21 protein-coding genes, 6 tRNA genes, 1 rRNA gene and 2 pseudogenes are annotated in these 24692 nt (G+C 35.3%); 6 read left to right on the top strand and 24 right to left on the bottom strand.

Annotated elements, in window-relative coordinates; translation table 11 throughout:
* Positions 1–178: 178 nt before the first annotated feature.
* The 8 genes and pseudogenes from ACFXN8_RS23490 to ACFXN8_RS23455 all read right to left on the bottom strand — a co-directional run bounded on the left by ACFXN8_RS23490 (position 179) and on the right by ACFXN8_RS23455 (position 5863).
* Entirely contained in the window at positions 179–1165 is a 987-nt protein-coding gene (locus tag ACFXN8_RS23490) for a hypothetical protein (RefSeq protein WP_386847895.1), read from the bottom strand.
* Between the two features lie 364 nt (positions 1166–1529).
* On the bottom strand, positions 1530–2348 hold the full coding sequence (locus ACFXN8_RS23485; RefSeq protein WP_386847893.1) for a hypothetical protein: 819 nt from the start codon (positions 2346–2348) through the stop codon (positions 1530–1532).
* Between the two features lie 7 nt (positions 2349–2355).
* Complete coding sequence (locus tag ACFXN8_RS23480; protein ID WP_386847891.1) at positions 2356–3003, bottom strand: hypothetical protein; 648 nt, start codon at positions 3001–3003, stop codon at positions 2356–2358.
* On the bottom strand, positions 3003–4199 hold the full coding sequence (locus ACFXN8_RS23475) for a nucleotidyltransferase domain-containing protein (protein ID WP_386847890.1): 1197 nt from the start codon (positions 4197–4199) through the stop codon (positions 3003–3005). The genes ACFXN8_RS23480 and ACFXN8_RS23475 overlap by 1 nt, the downstream gene beginning before the upstream one ends.
* A gap of 622 nt (positions 4200–4821) precedes the next feature.
* Positions 4822–5160, bottom strand: coding sequence for a GNAT family N-acetyltransferase (locus tag ACFXN8_RS23470; protein WP_386847901.1), 339 nt, complete (start codon positions 5158–5160; stop codon positions 4822–4824).
* Between the two features lie 45 nt (positions 5161–5205).
* Positions 5206–5340, bottom strand: a pseudogene (locus tag ACFXN8_RS23465) (flavoprotein); the annotation flags it as partial.
* 162 nt (positions 5341–5502) lie between these two features.
* Positions 5503–5703, bottom strand: coding sequence for a DUF3955 domain-containing protein (locus ACFXN8_RS23460; protein WP_386847899.1), 201 nt, complete (start codon positions 5701–5703; stop codon positions 5503–5505).
* A 45-nt stretch (positions 5704–5748) separates the two neighbouring features.
* Positions 5749–5863 (bottom strand): annotated as a pseudogene (locus ACFXN8_RS23455) (helix-turn-helix domain-containing protein).
* 328 nt (positions 5864–6191) lie between these two features.
* Here ACFXN8_RS23455 and ACFXN8_RS23450 point away from each other — a divergent pair.
* The 3 genes from ACFXN8_RS23450 to ACFXN8_RS23440 are packed head-to-tail and all read left to right on the top strand — an operon-like array spanning position 6192 to position 7124.
* The gene (locus ACFXN8_RS23450; RefSeq protein WP_386847888.1) at positions 6192–6665 is read left to right on the top strand and encodes a DUF2975 domain-containing protein; all 474 of its coding nucleotides are present in this window, start codon (positions 6192–6194) and stop codon (positions 6663–6665) included.
* A gap of 11 nt (positions 6666–6676) precedes the next feature.
* The gene (locus ACFXN8_RS23445) at positions 6677–6886 is read left to right on the top strand and encodes a helix-turn-helix domain-containing protein (protein WP_386847886.1); all 210 of its coding nucleotides are present in this window, start codon (positions 6677–6679) and stop codon (positions 6884–6886) included.
* Positions 6887–6911: 25 nt separating this feature from the next.
* Complete coding sequence (locus tag ACFXN8_RS23440; RefSeq protein WP_386847884.1) at positions 6912–7124, top strand: DUF3955 domain-containing protein; 213 nt, start codon at positions 6912–6914, stop codon at positions 7122–7124.
* 868 nt (positions 7125–7992) lie between these two features.
* On the opposite strand, the gene ACFXN8_RS23435 is transcribed toward ACFXN8_RS23440, so the two are convergent.
* Both ACFXN8_RS23435 and glmS read right to left on the bottom strand, forming a co-directional pair.
* The gene (locus ACFXN8_RS23435; RefSeq protein WP_386847882.1) at positions 7993–10719 is read right to left on the bottom strand and encodes a TrlF family AAA-like ATPase; all 2727 of its coding nucleotides are present in this window, start codon (positions 10717–10719) and stop codon (positions 7993–7995) included.
* 587 nt (positions 10720–11306) lie between these two features.
* Positions 11307–13109 (bottom strand): glutamine--fructose-6-phosphate transaminase (isomerizing), encoded by a 1803-nt coding sequence (gene glmS, locus ACFXN8_RS23430; protein ID WP_376076665.1) that lies wholly within the window; start codon positions 13107–13109, stop codon positions 11307–11309.
* A gap of 765 nt (positions 13110–13874) precedes the next feature.
* Here glmS and ACFXN8_RS23425 point away from each other — a divergent pair.
* Positions 13875–14216, top strand: a complete 342-nt coding sequence (locus ACFXN8_RS23425) for a PadR family transcriptional regulator (RefSeq protein WP_376076640.1) — start codon at positions 13875–13877, stop codon at positions 14214–14216.
* Complete coding sequence (locus ACFXN8_RS23420) at positions 14206–14778, top strand: hypothetical protein (protein ID WP_376076643.1); 573 nt, start codon at positions 14206–14208, stop codon at positions 14776–14778. Before ACFXN8_RS23425 ends, ACFXN8_RS23420 begins: the two co-directional genes overlap by 11 nt.
* A gap of 58 nt (positions 14779–14836) precedes the next feature.
* Here ACFXN8_RS23420 and ACFXN8_RS23415 read toward each other — a convergent pair whose 3' ends face one another.
* The 13 genes from ACFXN8_RS23415 to ACFXN8_RS23355 all read right to left on the bottom strand — a co-directional run bounded on the left by ACFXN8_RS23415 (position 14837) and on the right by ACFXN8_RS23355 (position 22587).
* On the bottom strand, positions 14837–15358 hold the full coding sequence (locus ACFXN8_RS23415; protein WP_386847897.1) for a type 1 glutamine amidotransferase domain-containing protein: 522 nt from the start codon (positions 15356–15358) through the stop codon (positions 14837–14839).
* 356 nt (positions 15359–15714) lie between these two features.
* Positions 15715–17067 carry a phosphoglucosamine mutase gene (gene glmM / locus ACFXN8_RS23410; protein WP_376076645.1) on the bottom strand — a complete coding sequence of 451 codons (1353 nt, stop codon included), beginning with the start codon at positions 17065–17067 and terminating at the stop codon, positions 15715–15717.
* A gap of 299 nt (positions 17068–17366) precedes the next feature.
* Entirely contained in the window at positions 17367–18467 is a 1101-nt protein-coding gene (locus ACFXN8_RS23405) for a CdaR family protein (RefSeq protein ID WP_386847880.1), read from the bottom strand.
* A complete protein-coding gene (cdaA, locus tag ACFXN8_RS23400) occupies positions 18460–19296 on the bottom strand; it encodes a diadenylate cyclase CdaA (RefSeq protein ID WP_376076650.1) in 837 nt (278 codons plus the stop codon). Before cdaA ends, ACFXN8_RS23405 begins: the two co-directional genes overlap by 8 nt.
* Positions 19297–19445: 149 nt before the next feature.
* Complete coding sequence (locus tag ACFXN8_RS23395; RefSeq protein WP_376076651.1) at positions 19446–20072, bottom strand: zf-HC2 domain-containing protein; 627 nt, start codon at positions 20070–20072, stop codon at positions 19446–19448.
* A gap of 13 nt (positions 20073–20085) precedes the next feature.
* The gene (sigW, locus tag ACFXN8_RS23390) at positions 20086–20649 is read right to left on the bottom strand and encodes an RNA polymerase sigma factor SigW (protein WP_376076653.1); all 564 of its coding nucleotides are present in this window, start codon (positions 20647–20649) and stop codon (positions 20086–20088) included.
* 153 nt (positions 20650–20802) lie between these two features.
* Positions 20803–21708: an arginase gene (gene rocF, locus ACFXN8_RS23385; RefSeq protein ID WP_386847877.1), complete on the bottom strand. Its 906-nt coding sequence runs from the start codon at positions 21706–21708 to the stop codon at positions 20803–20805.
* 174 nt (positions 21709–21882) lie between these two features.
* Positions 21883–21955 (bottom strand) — tRNA-Lys (locus ACFXN8_RS23380).
* Between the two features lie 14 nt (positions 21956–21969).
* Positions 21970–22044, bottom strand: a tRNA-Gln gene (locus ACFXN8_RS23375).
* Between the two features lie 17 nt (positions 22045–22061).
* Positions 22062–22145: transfer RNA gene (locus ACFXN8_RS23370), tRNA-Tyr, on the bottom strand.
* Positions 22146–22159: 14 nt separating this feature from the next.
* A tRNA-Val gene (locus ACFXN8_RS23365) sits at positions 22160–22235 on the bottom strand.
* Between the two features lie 72 nt (positions 22236–22307).
* Positions 22308–22382, bottom strand: a tRNA-Glu gene (locus tag ACFXN8_RS23360).
* Between the two features lie 128 nt (positions 22383–22510).
* A tRNA-Asn gene (locus ACFXN8_RS23355) sits at positions 22511–22587 on the bottom strand.
* 266 nt (positions 22588–22853) lie between these two features.
* Between ACFXN8_RS23355 and mbcS the strand changes: the two genes are divergently transcribed.
* Positions 22854–24431, top strand: a complete 1578-nt coding sequence (gene mbcS, locus ACFXN8_RS23350) for an acyl-CoA synthetase MbcS (protein WP_386847875.1) — start codon at positions 22854–22856, stop codon at positions 24429–24431.
* Positions 24432–24597: 166 nt separating this feature from the next.
* Here mbcS and rrf read toward each other — a convergent pair.
* Positions 24598–24692 (bottom strand): 5S ribosomal RNA (gene rrf, locus ACFXN8_RS23345); the annotation flags it as partial.

Genomic DNA, 24692 nt, shown 5'->3' with positions numbered 1-24692 from the left:
ACCGGCACGTATTTGGCTTCGAGAAATCGAAGGAAATACGGTACCATAAGGATTTTGAACTGTCAGTTGTCCCAGCCAAAGGTTATAGTAAAAAAATGGATGTTTACTATCTCTATTTGAGAGTCTTTTATTTTCTTCAAAAACGGAAGAAATAGAAAACAGAAAATTCAATTAAAATTTATGCGACGTTAGTGACTTCATGTACTAAAATAATTTCTTCATTTGCTTTCTTATTATTAATATATTCATTTATTTTTTGGAAAATAAACGCCTTTTCTTCATTCTCTTTATTTAATTTATTCCTTAGTTTTTCCTCATTTACATTTTCCATTAGATTATGATATTTCAAGGTGTTTTCTGTTATATCTAAACTAGCTGCTACTTCTTTTAAAGATATCTCTATATTATTTTCAACAAGGTGCATAATCACCCTGTCCAATTTATTTTTTAATTGTTTTCTTTTTTTTATATTTGTTGTTCGTAAATTTTCCTCTAAGTATATATATTTTTGTACCTTAGGATGCCAAAAATAATAATAAGTTGATAAAACATCCCACCCAAAAAGTTTTGTTGCTTGTAAAGTTAGCTGCTCATTTCTTTTCCAAAAGGATTTTAATAAAGAAAATTTGTCTATCAATTTACTACCGATTTCTTCTTTTACTCTAGCTTCCGTATTTAAATTATTATTATTAAATGGTTTAAAGCGATATATATATCCCATATAGAAATATAAATTATCAGGATTTATTTCCAGCTGTTGAATTATTTCTTTTTCAGAGAAGCCCTTAACAATTGAATCATTAATTTTTTCTAATAAATCCATTGAAATATTTACATCTTCCCATATTAATTTTTCTTTACTAATACCAACCTTTACCCAGCAGTCTGTACACACACATATTTGATTATATAGATTTTGTTTAGGTACATATTTATTAGCGGAAAATTTCATATCTACCATCTTATTAGATGTACCATAGGATTTACACCATTCTGATTTACAATCAACAACCTGAATTTTCTTATTCTTTGCTTTATTTATTGATCTTCGCATAAAAGATATTGGAACTTCTAAACACAAGAAACTGTTTATTTCAATGTCTAATTTTCTCAAAGTGTTTAATATAAATTCTAATCGTAAAGTGTCATTAGATTTGTTTCTCACAAGATCTAATAATCTTTTCGCCTGTGAAGGAGAAAAAAAGGGATGTTTCTTATAATTTATACTTCCTGTATCCGGAGTTGTTAAAAATAATAATAAAATTGCTATTTTCCGATGAAAACTTATTTAAAGTAAAAAATGGATAATAATAACGTTACTCATATCATAATATATATTTTAGATTTATTTAAATATTTAAAACATTAGGAACTTCTTGTATATTCATAAACACTTTTAGCTTACTTGCCTCATGTATTCTTACCTTTCTTTTGAAAATAAAAAAACACAAGTAAATAGGATATAAATTCCCGATTGTACTTGTGCCTTTAAACCACTTTAATAAATGTACTTCTCAATATTAGTATTACTAAAGGATAATATGTTCTTTATAAAAATAATACTTTCTACTATTATTAATTAATTCAGTCTTTTGATCAAAAACAGAAATTCTTTCAAATCCTGTTCTCCCACCGTTTTTAAAACACTGTTCAACAATAGCTTTGTTATGATTGGTATTTGTTGTAGCAAAAATATTAATATGCTTATATTGACGACTGTATGAATTAGAACAATTCCTTATTTTATTAACAAAATTAGGGTTAAATGTCCTCACACCACTATATTCGCTGCTTCTTTCAATAATAATTGTGGGTAAGTTTCTTTTTTCCAGAGGGATTTCATCAATTTTAGTTTGGTATGTGTCACTTAAAATGAAATTTATTGTATTTGATTCAACTTCTAAGTTTAATGTACTTACTTCCACGTCTTCTTCTTTTTCCCTAGCATTAGAATCTACAAGAACCTCTCGAAATGTATCATTAATAATTAATTTATATTGAAGCTGTATAGGAACTTTAATTAAAGTAACTTTACCGTATCCTAAAATTTTTGAACCTATCCAATAATGAAAATAAGAAGAGTCAAAGTAGCCGTTACCTGTATTAAGTAAGCTTTCCTTATTTTTTATATTAAAATAAACCCAAAGTGATCCAGTAAGGAATCCACCTAATATAATGGAGTTGATTTTGTTATTGTTTGAGATAGATGCTATAAAACTCTTTAAAGCATCTGTGTTGATATTAAAGACAGAAAGCAATGAATAAAATAAATCTTGTAATGGCCAGATTATACCAGACAATAACGGGATTAAAATTATGAATATTTGAAAATATATCTTTTTCTTCATAAAATACTTAACCTCTTTTCAATTGATCTAACTGTTCTTCCCATTCACTTCTGGATAAGTATTTTCTCATAGAAAGTACCCTATAAAAATAATTACAAGTTGTTACTCTTTTAGAACAGCCACAAGGGCATAATAATTTATTAGCTTCTTTTTTAGGTTTACTAAGTATTTTTAACATTTGAGCTACTTGGGCTATCTCAGATAAATGAAATAGCTCTTGTAAGTCTAAAATAATCCCTCTATTACCATGTTCAGTTTCCCCAAACACAAAACCATTGCCCTTCTCATTTTTCAATGTGACACTATATAAAAACGGAAGAATGCAATTATCAAAAAAGGAAGTTAAACTTGGATTGCGTTTCAAAAGAGCATTGATACGAAATGGAGTGCCAAGACAAAGAGAGCCATCATAATTAATATGACTCTCTGGAGAAACAGTTAATTTTTTTGACCCTTCAAATACTTTTGGTGCTAATTTAGGATACTCAAAGGGTATAGAGATTAATAGTGTATAGTCTAACAATACATCTCCATATTTTTCATGACTTATAATACGTTTAAAATGACCTACTAGCAGTGTAGCATCTGTAGTAATTTCACGAATCCGAAATTCAGTGTACGTTTCAAGAAAATGTTGAATATATCCTAAATTCATTATTTACACCAAGGCTTTGCTGTAGGTGTACTAATAACAATCGGCTTAGGTACTGCACTCTGATACTTATAATGTTGTTGTAATTTGGCTTCTTCTACTGCTATGTTAAATCCTTCAGTTAAGATGGTCTTAACTTGTCCGAAGTTATCAGATTTTATTAAATCTGAAAAATCCCGTTTTGCTTGAATTAACCACGCAGTAAAGTTCATTTCTAAATTCAAACTAGCGTATTGTGGATCGGCCCATTTGTCAGAAAAGTCTTCTTCAGGTTTAACTGGATTCGGTATTCTAGGTGATTGCGTGTTGATTAGACGAGGCATGTTATCTAAAATATTTAATATAGCTTCTTCAACAGTTGCTTCACCACTATACGCTTGAGCTGCAAGTGTAGTAAGTATAATTGAGATTGGTTTTCCTTCAGCTTTCTGAGGCTGATCAGGATGGAAGAACATATTATCACGATGACGCTTTAACAGTTGAATACAACGTTGTAAAACACTTTTTTCATTATAGAAAGGTATTGGTTCTACAGTTGCTCGTTGTTCCAAAACAATAGAAAGTTGCTGATTCATTCGTTCATGGAACCATCGTAGATAACCTTGCGGGTTACTAATGTGCCAATCTTCTGATATATCTTCAAAGTTATATCGTTCATTATCTGAAATGTTAACAGCATATTTTGCTACATCTAACGCTAAACTTTGATCACTAAAATTCTCTAGTAAAACATTTCGATATTCTGTTTCTTTTTCTTGGTTTAGTGGAATACATGGAACTATATCTAGATGAAAAGCTACTTCGTCTTTGTAAACTAAACGCAAACAGCGTCTTTTTTCTTCAACATCATTTTGAATACTATTGGCTTTACGATAAGCCTCAATTTCATTTTTAACTAGCTCAATTAACTTTTCTTGACTATATAGAGCTTTGAAATTTGAAATATTTAGTTTACATCCCATGTCTAAGTCATACTCTTCATTTTCGTTTATAGGCTTAATCGTAGTTCCTAGTGCAAATGATCCTTGAGCAAAAATATCAATATCCACATCTTTTAAGGTACTATTTTCACGATTAAACCATGAACTTAATGATTCATAGCGCTTATTAACCTTTTCTTCAATATGTTTTGGTAGATCTAACTCTTCAATCATTTCTTTAAAAATCGGTAATTCCGTTGGTAAATTTAATGTTTTCAAATTTGTAACCTCTCATTCCTATCTTTAATGGGGTTACTGCCTACGCTAACCTTTATAGTAAAAGTTTTAATACTTTTATTGAAACAAAGCATAAATTATGCTATGTTTTTATTAATTTTCAATATTTTTATTTAGTTTTACATCGTTTTTGGCGAAACGATGGTAGGCAGATGGAAATTTCCGTTTCCATTGAAAAATTCTAAGTTATAGCAAATTGCATTGGCGTGCTATGTGCTATAACTTTTTAATTTCCCCAAAATCACCCTGACGCAGAACACATATTCTATATTAGTTGTTTTATTATTTTTCTGCAAGTGTGCTAGAAAAATAAACAAATCAACATATAGTATCCTTTCGGTACTTTGTGATTTTAGATTATACTACATATAGTATACATTAAACAACTCTTGCATGAAAAAAGTTCAAACAAAAATTCCAAATTGTAGTCTGTAATCTATTATTATACTGTACTTCATTCTCCAAAAATAATTTTTGGTGTAGCTTTGTGAAAGAAAAAAACTTAGATGTTAAATGACAAAATAATTCTCAATGCAAAAGGACTTGTTCATAAATGAACAAGTCCTTTTGCATTAAGCATCTATTCTTTTAGTTTAAATATCCTCTATAGAAGATTATTTCTTTTCTCCATAATAATTGTATTATGCCATTCCCCATGTAACTGAGCAATTTTTTCTCTCGTACCTACTATCCTAAAACCCACCTTTCTATGTAATTGAATACTTGATGCATTGATTGCAAAAATAGATGATTGAAGTGTCCAAAAGCCCTCCTTTTCACTCTCCTCAATTAGTGTTCGAAACAGCTTTGAGGCAACCCCCTTTCTTTTACTATCATTTGATATATGAACACTTACTTCTCCAACTCCAGAATATACTGCTCGGGTAGATACAGGTGAAATTGCAATCCAACCGACTATTCTATTGTTGATGTGTGCAAGCATTAGCACCACTAATTGATCCTAATGAGCATAGTTTCGTTGAAGGATTCTCTGTAATTCAGCCAAAGATAATAAGGTATCGATAGCTGAATGACCGCCTCCAATAACAGCAATCTTCTTATTCGCGTATCTTGTAGAGTTCACCTTTATATCTGGAATTCCATACTCGATATGATCTGCTAATACTTAGGTTTTTTTATACACAATTTCGGAGTACCGAACGCCTACGATATGAATTGATTAACATATAGTCCAAAAGCAGAGGAATAAACATAAACGACCAGGTACTCACCTTAAGCGCCTGGTCGTTGGTTTATATAGTTTTGTTAGCCTGTTATTCAAAATTTAATTTGAAACTTGTGTTTTTTTTAACATTGAAATTAATGCAACAAACATTAAAGATATTATTCCTAAACAGAATAATAAAAATCCAAGTGGAACTAAGAACCAAGGTTCTTGTAAAATACCATCTGGACCTACTTCAGTTCCAATGATTGCTTTTGCAATTAGACAGATTACTCCTATAAGTATTGGTGTAGATGCGATTAGATATTTTTTTTCATAATATTATCCTCCAAATTGTTAGTTTAATTATTTTTTATATTCCAAGATATCACCTGGTTGGCACTTTTGCTTTTTCATTTTTTAAAATTGAGATGTTTGCCATTATGATACCCAGTTTTCCCGCTAGTTCTGTAACACTCAATTTTTACCGATTTGCCATTTCCCATTGTTTCATGATTCACCGCCTTCTCGACTTTCTAACGTTAGAATAACTGTCGACGCATCCTTAGTCAATATTTTTTTATCGTAAATCAATAAATATTTATCATTTAACTATAAATCACCATAATTTCAGATGCTTTTATTAGCAAATTAAAACAAAGTACTCAACTTGAATAAATTTAGAATAAAAACTCAAATCTAAACATATTCCACAACAAAAATATATCGTTTTACAATAAAATTTTATTGACTTTAAATATGTATTGTTTTATTGTATATTTGTTAGATAACTAAGAAGGAGAAATCTTATGAAACAGAAAGAACTATCAGCGTGGTTAAAATTAATCATTATTTTATGTGGAATTTTTGGTGTATTGTTCTGCGTCTATATTGCACCTGAAATTGGAAAAAATTTTTTACAGAATTCAAAACAGGACTTATATAATTTTTTTATTGGATTTATTTGGATTACAGGAATTCCGTTTTTTATTGCTCTAGCTTTAGGGTGGCAAATATGTTCAGATATTGCCTCTGATCAAGTCTTTACTATTAAAAATGCGGATAGATTGAAGTATGTTGGTATTTTATCAATGATTGAAGGGGTTTTTTATATTGCTGCGTTAATGTATCTTTTCATAATTGGCAGCTACCAAACTGATCTTTTAATGATTATTTTGTTGATCCTATTTTTCTCAGTCGTTATATCTGTATTTACTTCTTTGCTGTCTCATTTAGTTAGAAAAGCAAGTGAAATAAAGCAGGATAATGATTTAACGATTTGAGGTGATAGAATATGACTATTGTAGTAAATCTTGATGTAATGTTAGCGAAAAGAAAAATGAGTGTTACAGAGTTGTCTGAAAGATTAGGAATTACAATGGCGAATGTTTCAATATTAAAAAACGGAAAGGCAAAAGCGATTAAATTTTCAACTTTAGAAAAAATATGTGAAGTTCTAGAATGCCAACCAGGTGATATTTTAGAATATAAAAAAGAGGTTTGATGATTAAAACTAAGGAGAATGTATAATGAAAAATAAATATTTTTTAGCATCTACACCATTAATTTTAGGTATTATAAGTTTAATTACTTATATCATGGTTGGAACAAAAGTGGAACCAGACGGTACTTTGAGAGAACCTTTCTACTTGCTTCCATTTGGTGGTTTATTAGTTTTAACTGGAATTGTTTTAATATTGTTTATTGGTATCACTTCGATGTTAAAAAAACAAAATAATTGATGAATAAAATGAAAACTAAAATTCCTTTAGTTTAATATATAGGGAAATATAGTTTTTTTGTAAAAAGAGATTCTCATCTAAAAACCAATAAAAATCCTTCTTTTAGGAAAAAAATTAAACAATAAAATTTTTGATATATGGAATTAATTTTAAGCTTATTTCTATTTTTTATTCTAACTTTTCATATGAGTAATGCATAAAAGTGAACGCCATTATTATGACTGCAACAAAAAGCCGTGTTTTCAATAATATAAACGCGGCTTTTTAGTATCATTTTTATATCAGAATTGTTGTTTCGTACTTATGATCTGCCTATTTATTTCTATTTCTAACCCTGGATAAAATCGTTCGCTGATTCCTGCTTTACGCATTATTTTCCAAATCTCAAGTTCTTCATCCCTTAATTGATCTATTGACCAACTAATACGCCTTTGATGAAAACCCTTAATAAAAGATTAATTATTGAGTGGAGTTTTAGAAAAGTCAGATGGTAAACATACGCAGTACTTTATTTCCGAATTGTACATATATTGAAATAAAACATATATTGGTGAAAATATTTGGGTGTAAAGTGTTAATTGTATTGTTTTTAAGACAAACTAAGGTAAAAAATTATATCTTAAATTAAGAAATGAGGATAAATATGTTCATCAATCTATCCATTTCAGAACTTGTCTTATTAAAGGAACTGAACTTAGCTACTCCAATCTCGCGGTGGGAAAACATAGAGAAAGCCAATGTTTTTTATTCTAGATTAGATGGGAATTACGCTGCTTGCGAGGAGGATATAGCCAAACTTAGATCTGCTTATTCAACTCCAGTTAGAGTTTATCTAATAAAAAAATGCTGATAGCTCAGCATTTTTTTATTACTCTAAAGCTTTTGAAATTCTAAAATATCTTTTATCAAGTGCTACTTTTCCACCTTCCATTACATCACATACCGATTCTCGAACAGTGTTGTTTTGCAAAGCTCCATTTACCAGTTTTTGTATTTGCCCACCTGCAAAATTCATTTGAACAATATTTTCAGCAGCTCCATTAACAGGGATATTCGGATTGTGTGTTATTACAATCACTTGTTGTCTATTTTTAAATTCCCTCAAACCTGTAACAACTAAATCCGATATTCTTTTTGTGTCTAAATCTTCTTCAGGTTGGTCAATAATAATTGGAGAATCGTTTAATAATAGCATCAAAGACAGCATAGCTGCTGTTCGTTGACCAGCAGATCCAGTTTCTATATCTTCTTCTCTTTTATTTGAATTCACTATTTTTAATGTTATTTTATCCTCCGGATACCAGATAACCATTCTGTCGAAATCTTCAGGAGTAGATTTTCTAAGGTTCACTAAGTGTTTTACAAAAAGTTTACCAAAACCTTTAGGATCAGTTTCGTCTAAAGAGTAAATCTTATTAACGATTTCTTCCCTTGCATTCCAAGGATCAGATGACTCTATAAAATCAAATAACAACCCTTTTACAGGCTTATCATCATCATCACGTTCAAGAATATCTTTAGCATATTCATGACCTGATTTCCTAATAATGCTTCTAAAAGTTTCTTCTACATTTTCATAATCACCCATAACACTTAGATACATTTTTATATTTGGATTTGTACCTACCCAGTTACTTATTATGTCTAATCTTTTTTTCCTTAATTCTTTTTCGTGTGCGTCAACTTCACTAAATATTCTTAATGATTCTTCTTTTAATTGTGCATACTGTCCTTCAAGAGTAGTTATTTCCGTAAGCTTTTGTTCTAGTTCAGTTTGTTTTGCTACAAATTCGCTATAGGCATTCGGATTCTTTTCACCAGCAACCTCTAATTTTTGAACGAAGTCATTATAATTTTCCTCATGTGATAATCGAACTTGCTGCCAGGGAATATCACCAACTGATTTTTGAATTTGTGATTTAAAATCTCCGATTTTTAACAGCACTTCGTTCATATTCTTTATAAGATCATCAAACTTGTCAGCTTGTTCTTTTAGCATTGTTATTGATTCTTGATCCATTGATGAAATTTCTTCGTTTGAAAATAGGGATTTAGGAGCGATATCTAAAGCCCTTTCTAAATGTTCATAATAATTATCAATAGATTGGATTTCTTGATTTAATTTCTGGTTAATAACTTGTGACATTTGGAAATCATCCAAAAGTGCCTTGTGTCCTGATTCTTCATATATCTTCATTTTCGCCTTAACGTCATCAAGTTCGCTTTGTATATTTCCTTTTGCATTTATCTTCGTAGATAAATCTCTCAGTTCAGCACGTGTTGACAACCATCTCTTAGATAATTTCTGTTTTTCTTCAATCCATCCTACTTTGTCTAATTGCTGATCGATAATGCTTAATATGTAATTTGGATCTTCAGTTAATGAATACAAGTGTTTTTGACTAAAGATTCTCAAAGGAAATCTCGAGTCAATGTTATTACCCTCTCCCTTATTTTCCCACACACCTTCATCATTTAAATGCTCTTCAAGTATTCTATTATCATGCCAAGTTAGAGCAATCCGCCTACCATCTTTTTGCATTTCTACTCTGATTTTGGTTTCTTTTGTAAACATACCTGACTTACCACGTTCTTTGGGAACTTTCCTGAATTCCAAAAAGTCTTCATTTATTTTAGGTGGAAGTCCGTTAGTTTTATCAAACGGGAGCCTCATATATTCAATAAGACTTGATTTCCCCGAGCCCCTTCCACCAATTATCGCATTTAGCCAAGGACTAAAACTTATCTTTAGAGGTGTTTTCCCTCTTCCAGCTTTTGCACCATTTGAAATTTCAATAGATTCAATAAAAAATCTATTATAAACATCATTTGGATTTACAGAGGAAACATCATGCCTAATAATACCATCTTCTCCATCATGAAGGGCTAATCGTAATGCCTCCAGATTCGGTAATTCCATTTTTACCCATGCATAACTTGTGCCCACAGTTTCTGGATGGTGGCTATCTGATCCAGCAATTTCTGCAAATTCTAACTTCATATCATTATAAATTTGAGGCTTCTCAAATGTCGGATCGCATACTTGTATAGCTAACAACCCATTTGTACTTAAACACCTTCTCAATGAATTTCCTTCCTGCTCAATAAATAGGCCACGTACTGTATCAACATGAGCAGGTATTGCTATTCCTTTCATTTGATGAATTATATCAACAACTTCATTGAATGATTTATTGGTACAATCATCCGAATCTCCATATTTTCCATTATACTCGCATCTACTTAATAAATTACTAATGTCTATTGATGATTTAGATGGATCGAATATTGCAAGAAGATGTATATTACCATGTACGGTTATTTCCACTCCAGGGAATAACGTTAATTCCCTATATCCTTCAAAATTTTCTTCCCGCATTAAATTTAATTCTTGTTTAAGTGTATCAACCCATTCACCTGAATTGTGATCTGTGATAGCAACACAATCAATCTCATTTGTCATATAGTCTAATAACCACTCACGTGGAGTACGGCTTTTAAGGTTTTCCTGATTAGGACCCTTTCCATAATCTATAGAGATAGGTGTATGTGTATGAAAATCAAATTTCCACCATTTAGACCCATTGTAATTCACTGTATATCCACCTCTAAATTCCCTAAATTTTATTACTTTAAACAAATTTCGACAAGTCGGTCTAAATACCCTTCTAAAATTTAGTAAAAAGAGATAATTAATGAAACAAAAATAGATTTTCAATCTCAGTTTAAAATAGTACTTTGAACAACAAACATCGGAAATTCCCAAATTTATTAGTTCCAAAAAAAATGCCATTAAGGAAAAACATCCTTAATGGCATTTTAAAGTATCTTATTTATAAACATCGCAACGTTATTTCAAAGCTACATTTACTATATCTAGCGAAACCAGTATACAACATTTTCGTCGAGTATACATCTTTTTTGTAACTCAACAGTTGGTCTTGAACTACGAATTAAGTGACAATATTAATTATAATTTTTTGCTGCAAAAATCAACTCTATGTGTTACGAATCCTATAATTAAAAACATGTGGGAGAAAACATAAACCCTGATACAGTAACGATTACACTGTACCAAGGTTTATTTTTGATGTCACAACATCTTATATATTTATGACAAATATAATTATAAATTGTGACAGTATTAGTTATAACTCACAAGAAGTCTGTAGCTGCATAAAATTATTCCACAGTCACTGATTTAGCCAAGTTACGTGGTTTATCCACATCACAGCGGCGGTGTAGCGCTGCGTAGTAGCTAATTAACTGTAATGGCACTACAGATACAAGTGGTGTTAGTAATTCATGAACTTGAGGAATTACTAAACGGTCACCGTCTTCATCTACGCCAGCCATGGCAATAATGCATGGGTATGCTCCACGTGCAGCTACCTCTTTGACATTACCACGGATATTTAATGATACTGCTTCTTGTGTGACAAGGGCAAACACTGGTGTACCTTCTTCGATTAAGGCAATTGTTCCGTGTTTCAGCTCGCCACCTGCGAAGCCTTCTGCTTGGATGTAAGAGATTTCTTTTAGCTTCAAGGCACCCTCAAGGCTTACATAGAAGTCGATGTTACGACCGATGAAGAATGCGTTGCGTGCTATTTTTAAGTAGTCCTCTGCGATATCCTCTAATACATCTTTTGAATCGATAATTGTTTGGATACCATTTGCTGCAATCGCAAGTTCTTGTTTTAAATCGAATTCTAAGCCTTTGCCATTAGCCTTCGCCGTTACATATGCTGTTACAGCAAGTACAGCTACTTGTGCTACATATGCTTTTGTTGAAGCTACTGCAATTTCTGGGCCTGCATGTAATAAAAGCGTATGATCCGCTTCACGTGATAGTGTAGAGCCAGGTACGTTTGTAATTGTTAATGTTGGATAACCAAGCTCTTTAATTTTCACAAGTACTTGACGGCTATCTGCTGTTTCACCTGATTGTGTAATAAAGATAAACAATGGTTTTTCTGAAAGTAATGGCATATTGTAGCCGAATTCACTTGAAATATGAACTTCTACTGGGATACCGGCCATTTTTTCGAAATATTGCTTACCAATTAGACCTGCATGATAGCTTGTGCCGGCTGCAATAATATATAAACGGTCTGCTGCTTGTAATGCTTCTAAAACATCAGCGTCAATTGTTAATTCACCATTCTCGCCTTCATATGCTTGAATGATTTTACGAATAACCGTTGGCTGCTCATCCATTTCTTTTAACATATAGTGAGGGTACGTACCTTTTTCAATATCGCTCATATCAAGCTCTGCAGTATATGGTGCACGCTCAACTATGGAACCGTCTAATTTTGTAATTTCAACGCTAGCTTTGTGTACGATTACGACCTCTTTATCGTGTAGCTCCACATATTGATCTGTTACCTGTAGCATCGCCATCGCATCTGAAGCTACAACATTGAAGCCTTCGCCAACACCTACTAAAAGGGGAGATTTGTTTTTCGCAACAAAAATTGTATCAGCCGTTTCTGCATCTAAAAGAGCTAATGCGTATGAGCCGTGTAATAAAGATAGAGTCTTACGGAACGCCTCAGCCGTACTTAAACCTTCTTTCACAAATAACTCTACTAATTGCACGATGACTTCCGTGTCTGTATCAGACTTCATCGGAATACCTTTTAAATAAGTTTTTTGTAATAGATGATAGTTTTCAATAACTCCGTTGTGTACTAGCGTAAAACGTCCTGTTGCACTTTGGTGAGGGTGTGCATTTAAACGGTTTGGCACACCGTGAGTTGCCCAACGTGTATGACCAATACCCGCTTTTGCAGCAACGTCCTCGTCCACTGCATCACGTAAATCGGCAATACGTCCCTTTTCTTTGAAGACCGTTACACCATCTTCGTTACGTACTGCAATACCCGCTGAGTCATAGCCACGGTACTCTAGTTTCTCTAAACCTTTTAATAAAATTTCCTTTGCATCTGATTCACCAATATATCCTACAATTCCACACATAATTTCTTGTCCTCCGATATCGTCAATTTGACGCAATGACAAACTAGACCTCAACCTATCGAATTTTGTTGTGAATGTACAAGCTATGCCGATTTTACATAAAATAAGCATACTCATACATACACATTCTTAACACTCATTCAGCCATCTGAACAATAACCATTCGATACGTGAGGTTTCTCTATTTATCTATTGCTTTAACTATACCTTCTCCATTTTCTGTACATTCAATCACTCAAATGCTTTCAAAATGAAAAGTGACAATCGGGTATGTCGATTGGGAGGCATCCGCCGAATTTTCGATAAACCTCCACCTCGTCTGCTGAAGATAGTTTCGTCCAATTTCTTCAGCTCAGGCGCTATAATTGTTTTCCGATTTTGCGCTTTCTTCCCTCCTTATGCGCTCTCGTTAAATGATAAGGTCGGACCTCATATTCAACTTCTCCATCATACTCAATCATATGCTGTACGTCAAATTTCCGTTATAAAAAACACCTATTTCTCCTACTTTTTAGTGACAAAATGTAGACAAACAATCTGCTATAAAGCATTATCTTGAAATTCCTATTAAATATATGATGTTTTTTTCCATAGGTCAGCAACCACTATTCTCTGCTATAAATTTGTGTTGAACTAAGTCAAAGAAAATATACCTCGGAACGAAACCCCCTTTTTTAATCGCTTGACAAAACCACTACTTAGCAATACTATATACAGTACTTAGCAACACTTAGTACAAGGAAAGCTTAGCCTAGGGGTGAGATCGTGGATAATCTGAGTGAAATGCTCAAAGGAGTTTTAGAAGGTATTGTATTAGAAATCATCAGCCGTGGTGAAATCTACGGTTATGAGATTGTCAAATATCTCACGCAAATGGGGTTCGAGGGCATAGCTGAAGGAACTGTTTATGCGTTACTTATGCGTTTGGAAAGAAATCATCTTGTCAATATTGTCAAAAAGCCATCTGAAATGGGTCCACCAAGGAAATTTTATACGCTTAATGAACAAGGGCAAGAAAAATTGACGTCCTTCTGGGCTAAATGGGATTTTTTAAGTAGTCGTATTGAAATTTTAAGAAATAATGGAGGGAACAAACATGAGCTTTAGTCGTGAAATTCAGGAGAGAATTAATCGTTTCGCGAAGGAACAATCTCAGAATTATTTGCAAGACGCTGAAATGACCTATATGGAAAAGCTGCGCAAAAAAAGTGGGCAAACTAAACGTAAAATCGACAAGCAACTGTCCAAGTTTAAAGGACGTTCCGATCAAGGTCGAGAAGCACAAGACGACATGATACTATATATGAGCGATTATATGAATGATTTAATGTCACAAGGTTTAATGGAGCAAGAAGCCTTTCATAAGGCCAGCGAGGAATTGAAATTTGCCAGTAACTCTGAGCAATCTGAAGATTTAAATGAACGTTTCCAGCAGTATTACGAAGATCGTGACCCTGCAGATTATGAGGCAATCGGGTTGTTTTATGGTGGTTTTCTATTTTTAGGATTGGGTATCGGCGGTTTAATCGGTTTTCTAACTGGCGGTGGCTATGAAGCTTTTTTGGACAGGGGCTGGATTAATACTGCAATCGGCGCTGGCGTTGGCATTATTATTGGCATCGGACTTGGGCAAATTACCAATGCTATTATCGCGTTGAAAAAGAAGTAGGGCTGTCCTAATTGAATAACATGAAAGGCACAGGCATATTCACCTGTGCCTTTTAAACTTAGCCTTCTTCACTCGCTAATAATCTCACAATTTCTCGATTAAATGCTGGTAGATCTTCCGGTGTGCGGCTTGTTACTAATTGTTTTTGGCAAACAAACACTTCCTCGTCATGGAATATCGCACCTGCATTTTCTAAGTCTACTCGAATTGATTTGTAGCCAGTTGCGTCACGACCATTTAATGTTTTTGCTGTAATGAGTAATTGAGGTCCATGACAAATAGCAAAGGTTGGCTTCATATCGTCCATAAACTCCTTTACAAATGCCACAACGCGATCATCTACACGTAATATATCAGGAGAAAACCCACCTGGGATGAACAATGCATCGAATTCAGAAGCCGTTACCTCATCGATGCCTTTATCTATTTTTACTTTCTCCCCGTGCTTACCCTCTACCTCAATGCCTGTTGTCGTATCAATCGTTATTAGTTCATGACCTGCCGCTTCTAACGCTCCTTTAGGACTCGTAAATTCGGCGTCCTCGAACATATCAGTAATCACCGTAGCAATTTTAGCCATTGCCATACAACACTCCTTATAATTGTGACTCTGTACTACTGTTCCCATTCTCTTTGAAAACATTCATTTCGTTGGCGAGCTCTCAATATGTGAAACACAGAATCGTTCTATCCATCACTTCGATGGTTCTATCCACAACTTTTACTTTTCTATAAGTTACTTTTTTGTGCCAAATTAAAAAACCCGACCTCCTTTGAAAGGAAATCGAGTTGTTGATAAATTTCGCCTTGGCGTAATTTCGTCTGGGTTTTGAATTGTGCCTGCACAATTCATTCCTTTCAAAATCCGTGACATCCGCCGGAGGCTTTATCTTCATTCAGTGGGTGTTTATCACCTACTGAATGAAGATAAACTATTTATTCCGTTAAGCCCATCTCAGTACGGACAACATCTGCTATACGCTCTACATAATGCTCGCAGTCTGCTTCTGTCGCAGCTTCCACCATTACTCGTACAAGTGGCTCAGTACCAGAAGGGCGCACTAACACGCGACCGTTACCAGCCATATCTGCTTCTACCTCAGCGATCACTGCAGCAACTTTTGCATTTTCCGTCACAGCATGCTTGTCTGTTACACGTACGTTGACTAAACGCTGTGGGAAAATTTTCATTTCAGAAGCAAGCTCTGACAGTTTTTTACCTGTAGATTTCATAATGTTAACAAGCTGAATACCCGTTAATAAGCCATCACCAGTTGTATTATAGTCTAGGAAAACAATATGGCCAGATTGCTCGCCGCCTAAATTATAATCATTGGCACGCATTTCTTCTACGACATAACGATCACCTACAGCTGTTTGTACACTGTGTATATCGTTATCTTCAACAGCTTTGTAGAAGCCCATGTTACTCATTACCGTCGACACGATTGTTTGCTTTTTCAAGCGACCAACTGTATTTAAATGCTTCCCAATGATGAACATAATTTGATCACCATCAACAATTTTACCGTTTTCATCTACTGCGATTAAACGGTCCCCATCGCCATCGAACGCTAGACCAACGTCAGCACCTTTTTCTGTGACAAATTTAGCTAACCCCTCTGGATGTGTTGAACCGACACCTTCATTAATATTTAAGCCTGTTGGTGAGGCACCCATTGTTGAGATATCCGCTTCTAAATCTGCAAATAGGTGTGTAGCTAGTGAAGACGTAGCGCCATGTGCACAATCTAATGCTACATGGATGCCCTCAAATTCTTCAGCCACTGTTTGCTTTAAATATTGAATATATTTTTGTCCACCTTCGAAGTAGTCACTTACTGAACCTAAATCTGCCCCGATTGGACGTGGCAATGTATCTTCTTGTGCATCTAATATTGCTTCGATTTCGGCCTCTTGTGCATCTGTTAGTTTAAAGCCATCAGGACCGAAAAATTTGATACCATTATCAGCAACTGGGTTATGTGAAGCTGAAATCATAACGCCTGCATTTGCGCTCATAATTCGAGTAAGGTAAGCCACACCTGGTGTTGAAATAACACCAAGACGCATTACCTCTACGCCGATTGATAAAAGACCAGCTACAAGTGCACCTTCAAGCATTTCACCTGAAATACGTGTGTCACGACCGATTAAAACCTTTGGACGGTCCGTTGCATCCTTCGTTAAAACGTAGCCACCTACGCGGCCAAGCTTAAATGCAAACTCCGGTGTTAATTCACTATTCGCGACGCCACGGACGCCATCTGTTCCAAAATATTTACCCATTTTGATTATTCTCTCCTTCAATGCAAGACGGTGGTCACGCTTGTCTACACTGACAACTAGACCACTCGTCTGCTTACTTTTGGAAAAGTCTATTTTCGTTCATTTTCTGGTAACTATTCATTTTGCCCCTATGCCCATTTATTTGGACTTGTAAATTAGCACAGATAAATTTAGCATAAGGTATTTTGATTTAGCCTGAGCAACTTTTTTCGTTAATGTTTCAAAACCGAAAATGACACCCTTACCGATAGAGAACGAAATCTCTACTGAATCAAAATAAAATTATAGTCAGTTATTGTTTAAGAATCAACATCTTCTGTTTTTTCTGTTGGTGGCGTGTTGTCCTCAGAAGGAGTGACTGATTCCTCCTTAGTAGGCGGAGGTTCAGGTGCAGGTGCAGGTACGGGTGAAGGTGCAGGTGTGGTAGTTGTTGGTGTCGTTGTTGGTGTTTTCTCCTGCTCTACCTTCGTAATGTCTGCTTTCACTTTAATCCTTGATTCAGATATTTTTGTCACACCTTCTGGTAATTTTACATCAAATTCATAAGTTGTTGATTCTGTAATTTTTGATAAGTCCACCTCTAATGGTATTGCAGTTAAACCATCTAGGATAGATTTCCTACCGTATACCCTCACCATTGTAGGGCTAACTGTTAACTGGTTAACGGTTATATCATTTGCCACTTTTCCTACTTCCTTAAGCACTACAGGCAACTCTCTGCTGTATGCTCCAATATCTACTTGTACCTTCACAGTTTTCGGTTCAATCGTAACATCTAATTTATTTAAATCACGATCTAATACTTTAACTTCCGCTATCTGTGAGAACGGTTCTTTCAAGCCTTGTTCACCTGTTACAGTGGCTTTTACATAGCTAATGCTATCAATGGCACTTTTGGCACCTGTAACATACACCGTAGCTGGATTAGCAGTCATGCCATTTAAAATATATCCTTCTTCGATTAAACGATTACTCATCTCAGGGTCAACACGAAACTCCTGTGTGACCTTTTCCTCAATGTTTACCTTAATAGTCTTAGGGTCTAATGTAACTTGCAACTTATCAGAAATATTTTGGTATTGTAGGTTAACATTATGCTCACCTATAAGTAATTTACTCAAATCCACAAATACAGAAAAATCCTTCGTTGTCTTTGTTTTTATAACAAGTGGCATTGGACCTTTTATCGTAACATCCACCGTCTTAGGTATACCTGTTACAATGAGGTTCTTATCATCATAAAAAACATCTACAGGTACATCTCGAATTACCTCTGTTTGCTCACTCGTTATTGTTTTATTTTTAGGAGATAATTCGGTATGAACGGAGAAAAATAACAAAAAGGCTAGAAATAGTGCGACGATTCGTAACACCCAAGGGCTATCCATCATTTTATCCATTCTTTTTCCCCCTCCAAGTTAACTTAGAGGCTGCATTTGACTCCTGTGCTAATCCGAACCACATTTTACGCAACAGCCCTTCGAATTCCTCTAGAGAAAGATTTCGATGTAGATTACCATTCATTGTAAGACTAATGGCACCGGTTTCTTCTGATACGACAATAGTAATGGCATCTGTCACTTCACTTAAGCCGAGTGCAGCTCGGTGGCGTGTCCCAAGTTCTTTAGAGATAAACGGACTCTCAGAAAGCGGTAAATAACAAGCCGCTGCCGATATTTTATCTTTCTGCATTATCACTGCTCCATCATGAAGCGGTGTATTAGGTATAAAAATGTTAATCAGTAACTCCGATGAAATCTCAGCATTTAGTCCTATGCCCGTTTCGATATATTCATTTAGACCAGTTTCTTTTTCAATAGAAATTAACGCCCCTATACGACGCTTGGCCATATAACTAACAGATTTCTTCATCGCTTCAATAAGCCTAGTTTGTTCTTCTTCAACTTGACTAATTGAACGTTGGAATAGCTTACCTCTACCAATTTGTTCAAGGCCACGTCTTATTTCAGGTTGGAAAATGATAATAATCGCCAAGAAACCAAACTCGATAACTTGTTGTAACATCCACCCTAACGTTTCTAACCCAAAAAAGTCTGTAGCAAGGCGCGCAATAATAATTACGAAAATCCCTTTTAATAATTGGACAGCCTTCGTACCTTTAATGAGGGTTAAAATTTTATAAATAACGTACCATACGAGCAGTACATCTAATAAGTTAATAACAATATTCACAGGTGTTAAATTAGTGAAATGTTCGATAATTTGCACGTGGCATCCCCCACTTTTCATTGCGAATCCATACACATTTAAGTATAGCACATTCTTAACAAATGTAACTTTTTTCAAATAAAAAGTCTACTCAAAAGAGTAGACCTTTCAGCCTCTCACGTGCACTATCTATTAGGACGTATAGAGTGTTATTTAGTTGCTTGGTTCTCCTCGAATGTTACAGCAGACTTTACTGAATTTTTAATCGTATACCAAAGCCATTCAAATACTTCGTCAATTTCTTCTATTTTTCCTGAAACAACTGCCGAAGATGCCATATACTGTCCGTTAATAACGGTAATATTGCCATCCACTTCACCCTCAACAATTAAATCACCATTTTTAACAACAATGTCGCCTTTTACAACTTCTCCCTTCGGTACAATAACCGTTTGACCGTCAACAACAAGGTTTGGCTGTTTAGTCACAGAGAATTGTTGGTCATCCATGAAACTACCTAGTAAAGTTGCACTCATGAATAAACAAAAAACTGCCGCTGCCACAAAGAATGGATGCCGGCGAATCCATTTTTGCATGCCTACACGACTTTTGGGTTTCGGTAAACGAGCCATGACGGCTTCTTCAAAATGCGGAGGTGCTGTAATATGGGAAGCACTCTTCACAAAGGCGATTGTTTCACTTAATTCCTGCATCAATTGTTTACAATCACTGCATGTATGCAAATGGCGTTTTAACTCTTGCTCATGCTCACGACTAATGTCACCATCTAAATAATCATGGATATAGTCTATAATATGCTCTGGACAAGTATTCATGACGCTTCCCCTCCTACAGATTGTTTAATTGCTTACGTAATGCTTCACGTCCGCGGTGAATCCTCGTTTTCACCGTTCCAAGAGGCATATCTAAAATCTCGCTAATTTCCTGTAATGATAATTCTTCAATGTATTTCAATACTATAACTGAACGGTATTTATCCGGCAAACGTCCAATCTCATATTGAATACGATCTTGCAGTTCCATTTGCTCTATCTGTTCTTCTGGTAGCTGGTCATCCGCTGCGATTTGCGAATACATATCAAGTCCTTCTGTACCAGCTACTTCCGCATCTAAATAATAGTCCGGCTTTTTCTTCCGGATTCGGTCTATGCAAAGGTTTGTCGCTATGCGATAAAGCCACGTCGAAAATTTTCTTTTTTGATCAAAAGTATGCAAGTTCATATAGGCACGAACAAACGCTTCTTGTGTAATATCCTCAGATTCTTGCTTGTTCCCTAACATCCTAAAGCATACTTGGTACAGTTTGTGCTGATAGAGACTCACAATATCTGCAAATGCGTTTTGATCACCTTTAAGCACTTGTTTTATTCTCTTGTTTACTAACGCATCCATTGTGTTGATTTCTCCACCTTTACAACTGTCTTATACTATACGACCCATCGATAAGAAAAGTTTCATTTTGTTATTAATTATAGCAAAAGATTTTTATACATTGTGGCAATAGGCAATTTTTTGTCAAATATCTTTAAACTAGAGTGATGAGCCTTATACTAGGGTCTCACCAAATAAGGAACCCATCAATGCTACAGCAACATCAGCTGTTCTATTCTTTTCATCTAAAATTGGGTTAACCTCAACAAATTCAGCAGATGTGAGCATACCTGATTCCTGAAGCATCTCCATCGCCAAATGGCTTTCTCGATACGTAATCCCACCAGGTACAGGTGTCCCAACCCCTGGAGTATAAAGTGGATCTAATCCATCTAAATCAAGTGATAAATGCAAACCATCTATATCGCGCGCTCTTAAATAGGCAAGAGCATCTTCCATTACACGCGTCATCCCAAGACGATCTACCTCGTGCATTGTATACACCTTGATTCCTTGCTGACCAATTAATTCACGTTCACCTGGATCTACGGAACGTGCTCCAATAATAATGACGTTTTCAGGTTTAATTTTCGGTACATTATTACGAATTTTCACTAAGCGTTCATGACCAAGGCCAATGCTAACTGCTAACGGCATACCATGTATATTACCAGAAGGTGTCGTTTCAGGTGTGTTAAGGTCAGCATGTGCATCGAACCAAATAACACCTAAATTTTTATATTGCTCACTAAGTCCTGCAAGTGTACCAATAGCAATACTATGGTCGCCACCGAGTACAAGTGGAAATGACTTTTGTTCCACTGACTTATTTACACTATTCGCCAAAGATGTACTTACATCGATAACTTCCTCTAAATTCAGAAGTTGTTTATCAACAATAATACCCCCTTGTTTTTGACTAACACGTATATCCCCTTGATCATGTACTACATGCCCAATTGCCTCTAAGCGTTCTACAACACCTGCGTAACGGATGGCACTCGGTCCCATATCTACCCCTCTACGAGTTTGCCCATAATCTGTTGGTACCCCAATAATAGAAATATTTAGTTTATTCATTTTTTCATACCCCCTTGTACTTGTAAGTCTATTGTAAAGCCTGTATCCTACCTGGCTCAACCTCACAATTTTATGAATATTTATACAATTAAGAAGAGCATAAAAAAATCTCCTGCTGTTTTCAGCAAGAGATTAGTATCTGTAGTTAATGTTACACTTTTTATTCAATAAAAGTGAGCCATGAAGGACTCGAACCTTCGACCCTCTGATTAAAAGTCAGATGCTCTACCAACTGAGCTAATGGCTCAAAAAATATAAAAATGGCTGGGGTACTAGGATTCGAACCTAGGCATGACGGAATCAAAATCCGTTGCCTTACCGCTTGGCTATACCCCAATCATATATAAAAAAACTGGTGGAGGGGGACGGATTCGAACCGCCGAACCCTAAGGAGCGGATTTACAGTCCGCCGCGTTTAGCCACTTCGCTACCCCTCCGAAATAACACATTATGGTGGAGGATGACGGGCTCGAACCGCCGACCCTCTGCTTGTAAGGCAGATGCTCTCCCAGCTGAGCTAATCCTCCATAGAAACAGGTGTTTATTTCTTCACAGTTAATTTTTTTTTAAACCTTCGCATTACTACAAAGTTTTATAAATGGTGACCCCTACGGGATTCGAACCCGTGTTACCGCCGTGAAAGGGCGGTGTCTTAACCACTTGACCAAGGGGCCATTTTTCAAATGTCTCGAACAAGACAAGAATTATGATAACATTATTTACTGATCGATGCAATACTTTTTTATACTTTTTTATACTTTTTTTATATGTATAACATCACCATTATAAATGGGCAAAAAAATGGCTCCGAAGGCAGGACTCGAACCTGCGACAACCTGATTAACAGTCAGGTGCTACTACCAACTGAGCTACTTCGGAACAATACTATTCAATTCGGTTTTTAAAACCTCTTAAGTACATTTATTATTATAGCAAGCATTATAAATTATGCAATACTTTTGTGAAAATTTTTATATTTTTTGTCGAAGTATACCTTCACATCCACCTGAACCCTAATAGTTCTCTATTAAATCTAATATTTCTATTTTATGTATAGAATATTCTTGCTGTATATTATTGTAATTGTTAAAATGGAGATAGTTTTATGAATTTTCTATTAAATTTGTTTGGGGAGGAATGTTCACATGGTAACAAACGATTTAATTGCACCAGAATTCTATAACATCACAGAGGAATTAGAGAAATTTTCCCAAGATAGTGATCGTCAAGCAATACGATGGCTAAATACTCAACAGGAACGCCGAACAATTTCCTATGTTGAACTTGTTCAAAAAATGAATCAATATGCGAATGTCTTAACGAAGAAGGGGCTTCAAAAAGGAGATCGCGTATTAGTTATTATTCCACGTCTGCCTGAGGCTTATTTTGTCTTTCTTGGCTGTCTAAAGGCTGGAATTGTTCCTATTTCATGCTCAGAAATGTTACGTGCAAGTGATTTAGAATATCGTATGGAGCACTCTTCCGCAAAGGCAGTAATTGCCTATGAAGTGTTCACTAGTGAAGTAGATCGTATTACTTCTTCAGTAGAGGCTTTAAATAATAAACTAGTCATAGGTACTGCTACAGGTGATTGGACGTCTTTAAATGAATTGGCTAGTACACAACCGGATACATTTAAAGCAGCGGCGACGAAAAGAGATGATATGGCATTTCTTTCTTATACATCAGGCACGACTGGTAAACCAAAAGGAGCTGTTCATTCGCACGGTTGGGGATATGCACATATTAGAACAGCTGCTTCTCAATGGCTTGGTGTACGTGAGGGTGATCTAGTGTGGGCTACAGCAGCTCCAGGGTGGCAAAAATGGATTTGGAGTCCATTTTTATCGACTATTATGCTAGGCGCAACTGCATTTGTATACCAAGGAGGATTTAATGGAAAAACATACCTTCAACTGCTTCAGGATGAAAAAGTCAATGTATTATGCTGTACTCCAACAGAATATCGAATTATGGCGAAGCTTGATAATTTAAAAGACTATAATCTATCTTCTCTACGTAGCGCTGTTTCTGCTGGTGAACCATTAAATCGACCAGTCATCGAAACATTTATGAACAACTTTGGTCTTAAAGTGCGCGATGGCTATGGCCAAACGGAAAATACTTTATTAATAGGCACACTTGAAAATTCTGAGTTACGTCCTGGTTCAATGGGTGTTCCTACCCCAGGCAATATTATCCGTATTATTGATCATGAGGGTAACGAGGCACCAATTGGAGAAGTTGGAGATATTGCTGTACATAAATCATCTCCTGCTCTATTTAAAGAGTACTATCGTGAGCCTGAACGTACACAAGCTGCCTTCCGTGGAGATTGGTATATTACTGGTGACCAGGCCAAATGCGATGCAGACGGATACTTCTGGTTTGAAGGTCGAGGAGATGACATCATTATTTCATCAGGCTATACAATTGGACCATTTGAGGTAGAGGATGCTTTAAATAAACATGAAGCTGTACAAGAATGTGCTGTAGTCGCAGCACCAGATGAAATTAGAGGACATATTGTTAAAGCCTTTGTCATCTTACGAGAAGGTTTCAGAGATCGTGATGAGGCCGAGTTAACAAAAGAGCTACAGGAGCACGTTAAAGCATTAACAGCACCTTATAAATATCCTCGTAGTATTGTCTTTATCGATGAACTACCAAAAACAACTTCTGGTAAGATTCGCCGGGTAGAGCTACGAACAGCAACTGTATAAAATATAGGAAGGAGACATTTCAACCAAGTGATTGGTGAAATGTCTCCTATATATATTGCTTTTATTTAACTTCTTTCAGCGGGCGTCAATTATGCCTCTGCATAAATGATTATTCTTTTGGATATAAAAAAAGCCACTACTGAGTTTATCAGCAGCGACTTTTTGCGCCTAGCGACGTCCTACTCTCACAGGGGGAAGCCCCCAACTACCATCGGCGCTAAAGAGCTTAACTTCCGTGTTCGGTATGGGAACGGGTGTGAC

Origin of the sequence: Lysinibacillus sp. NPDC059133 (assembly GCF_042755925.1) — a bacterium.
Lineage (GTDB): Bacteria > Bacillota > Bacilli > Bacillales_A > Planococcaceae > Lysinibacillus.
Note: the sequence above shows the minus strand (reverse complement) of the source record. Positions and strands in the feature narration are given on the sequence as shown.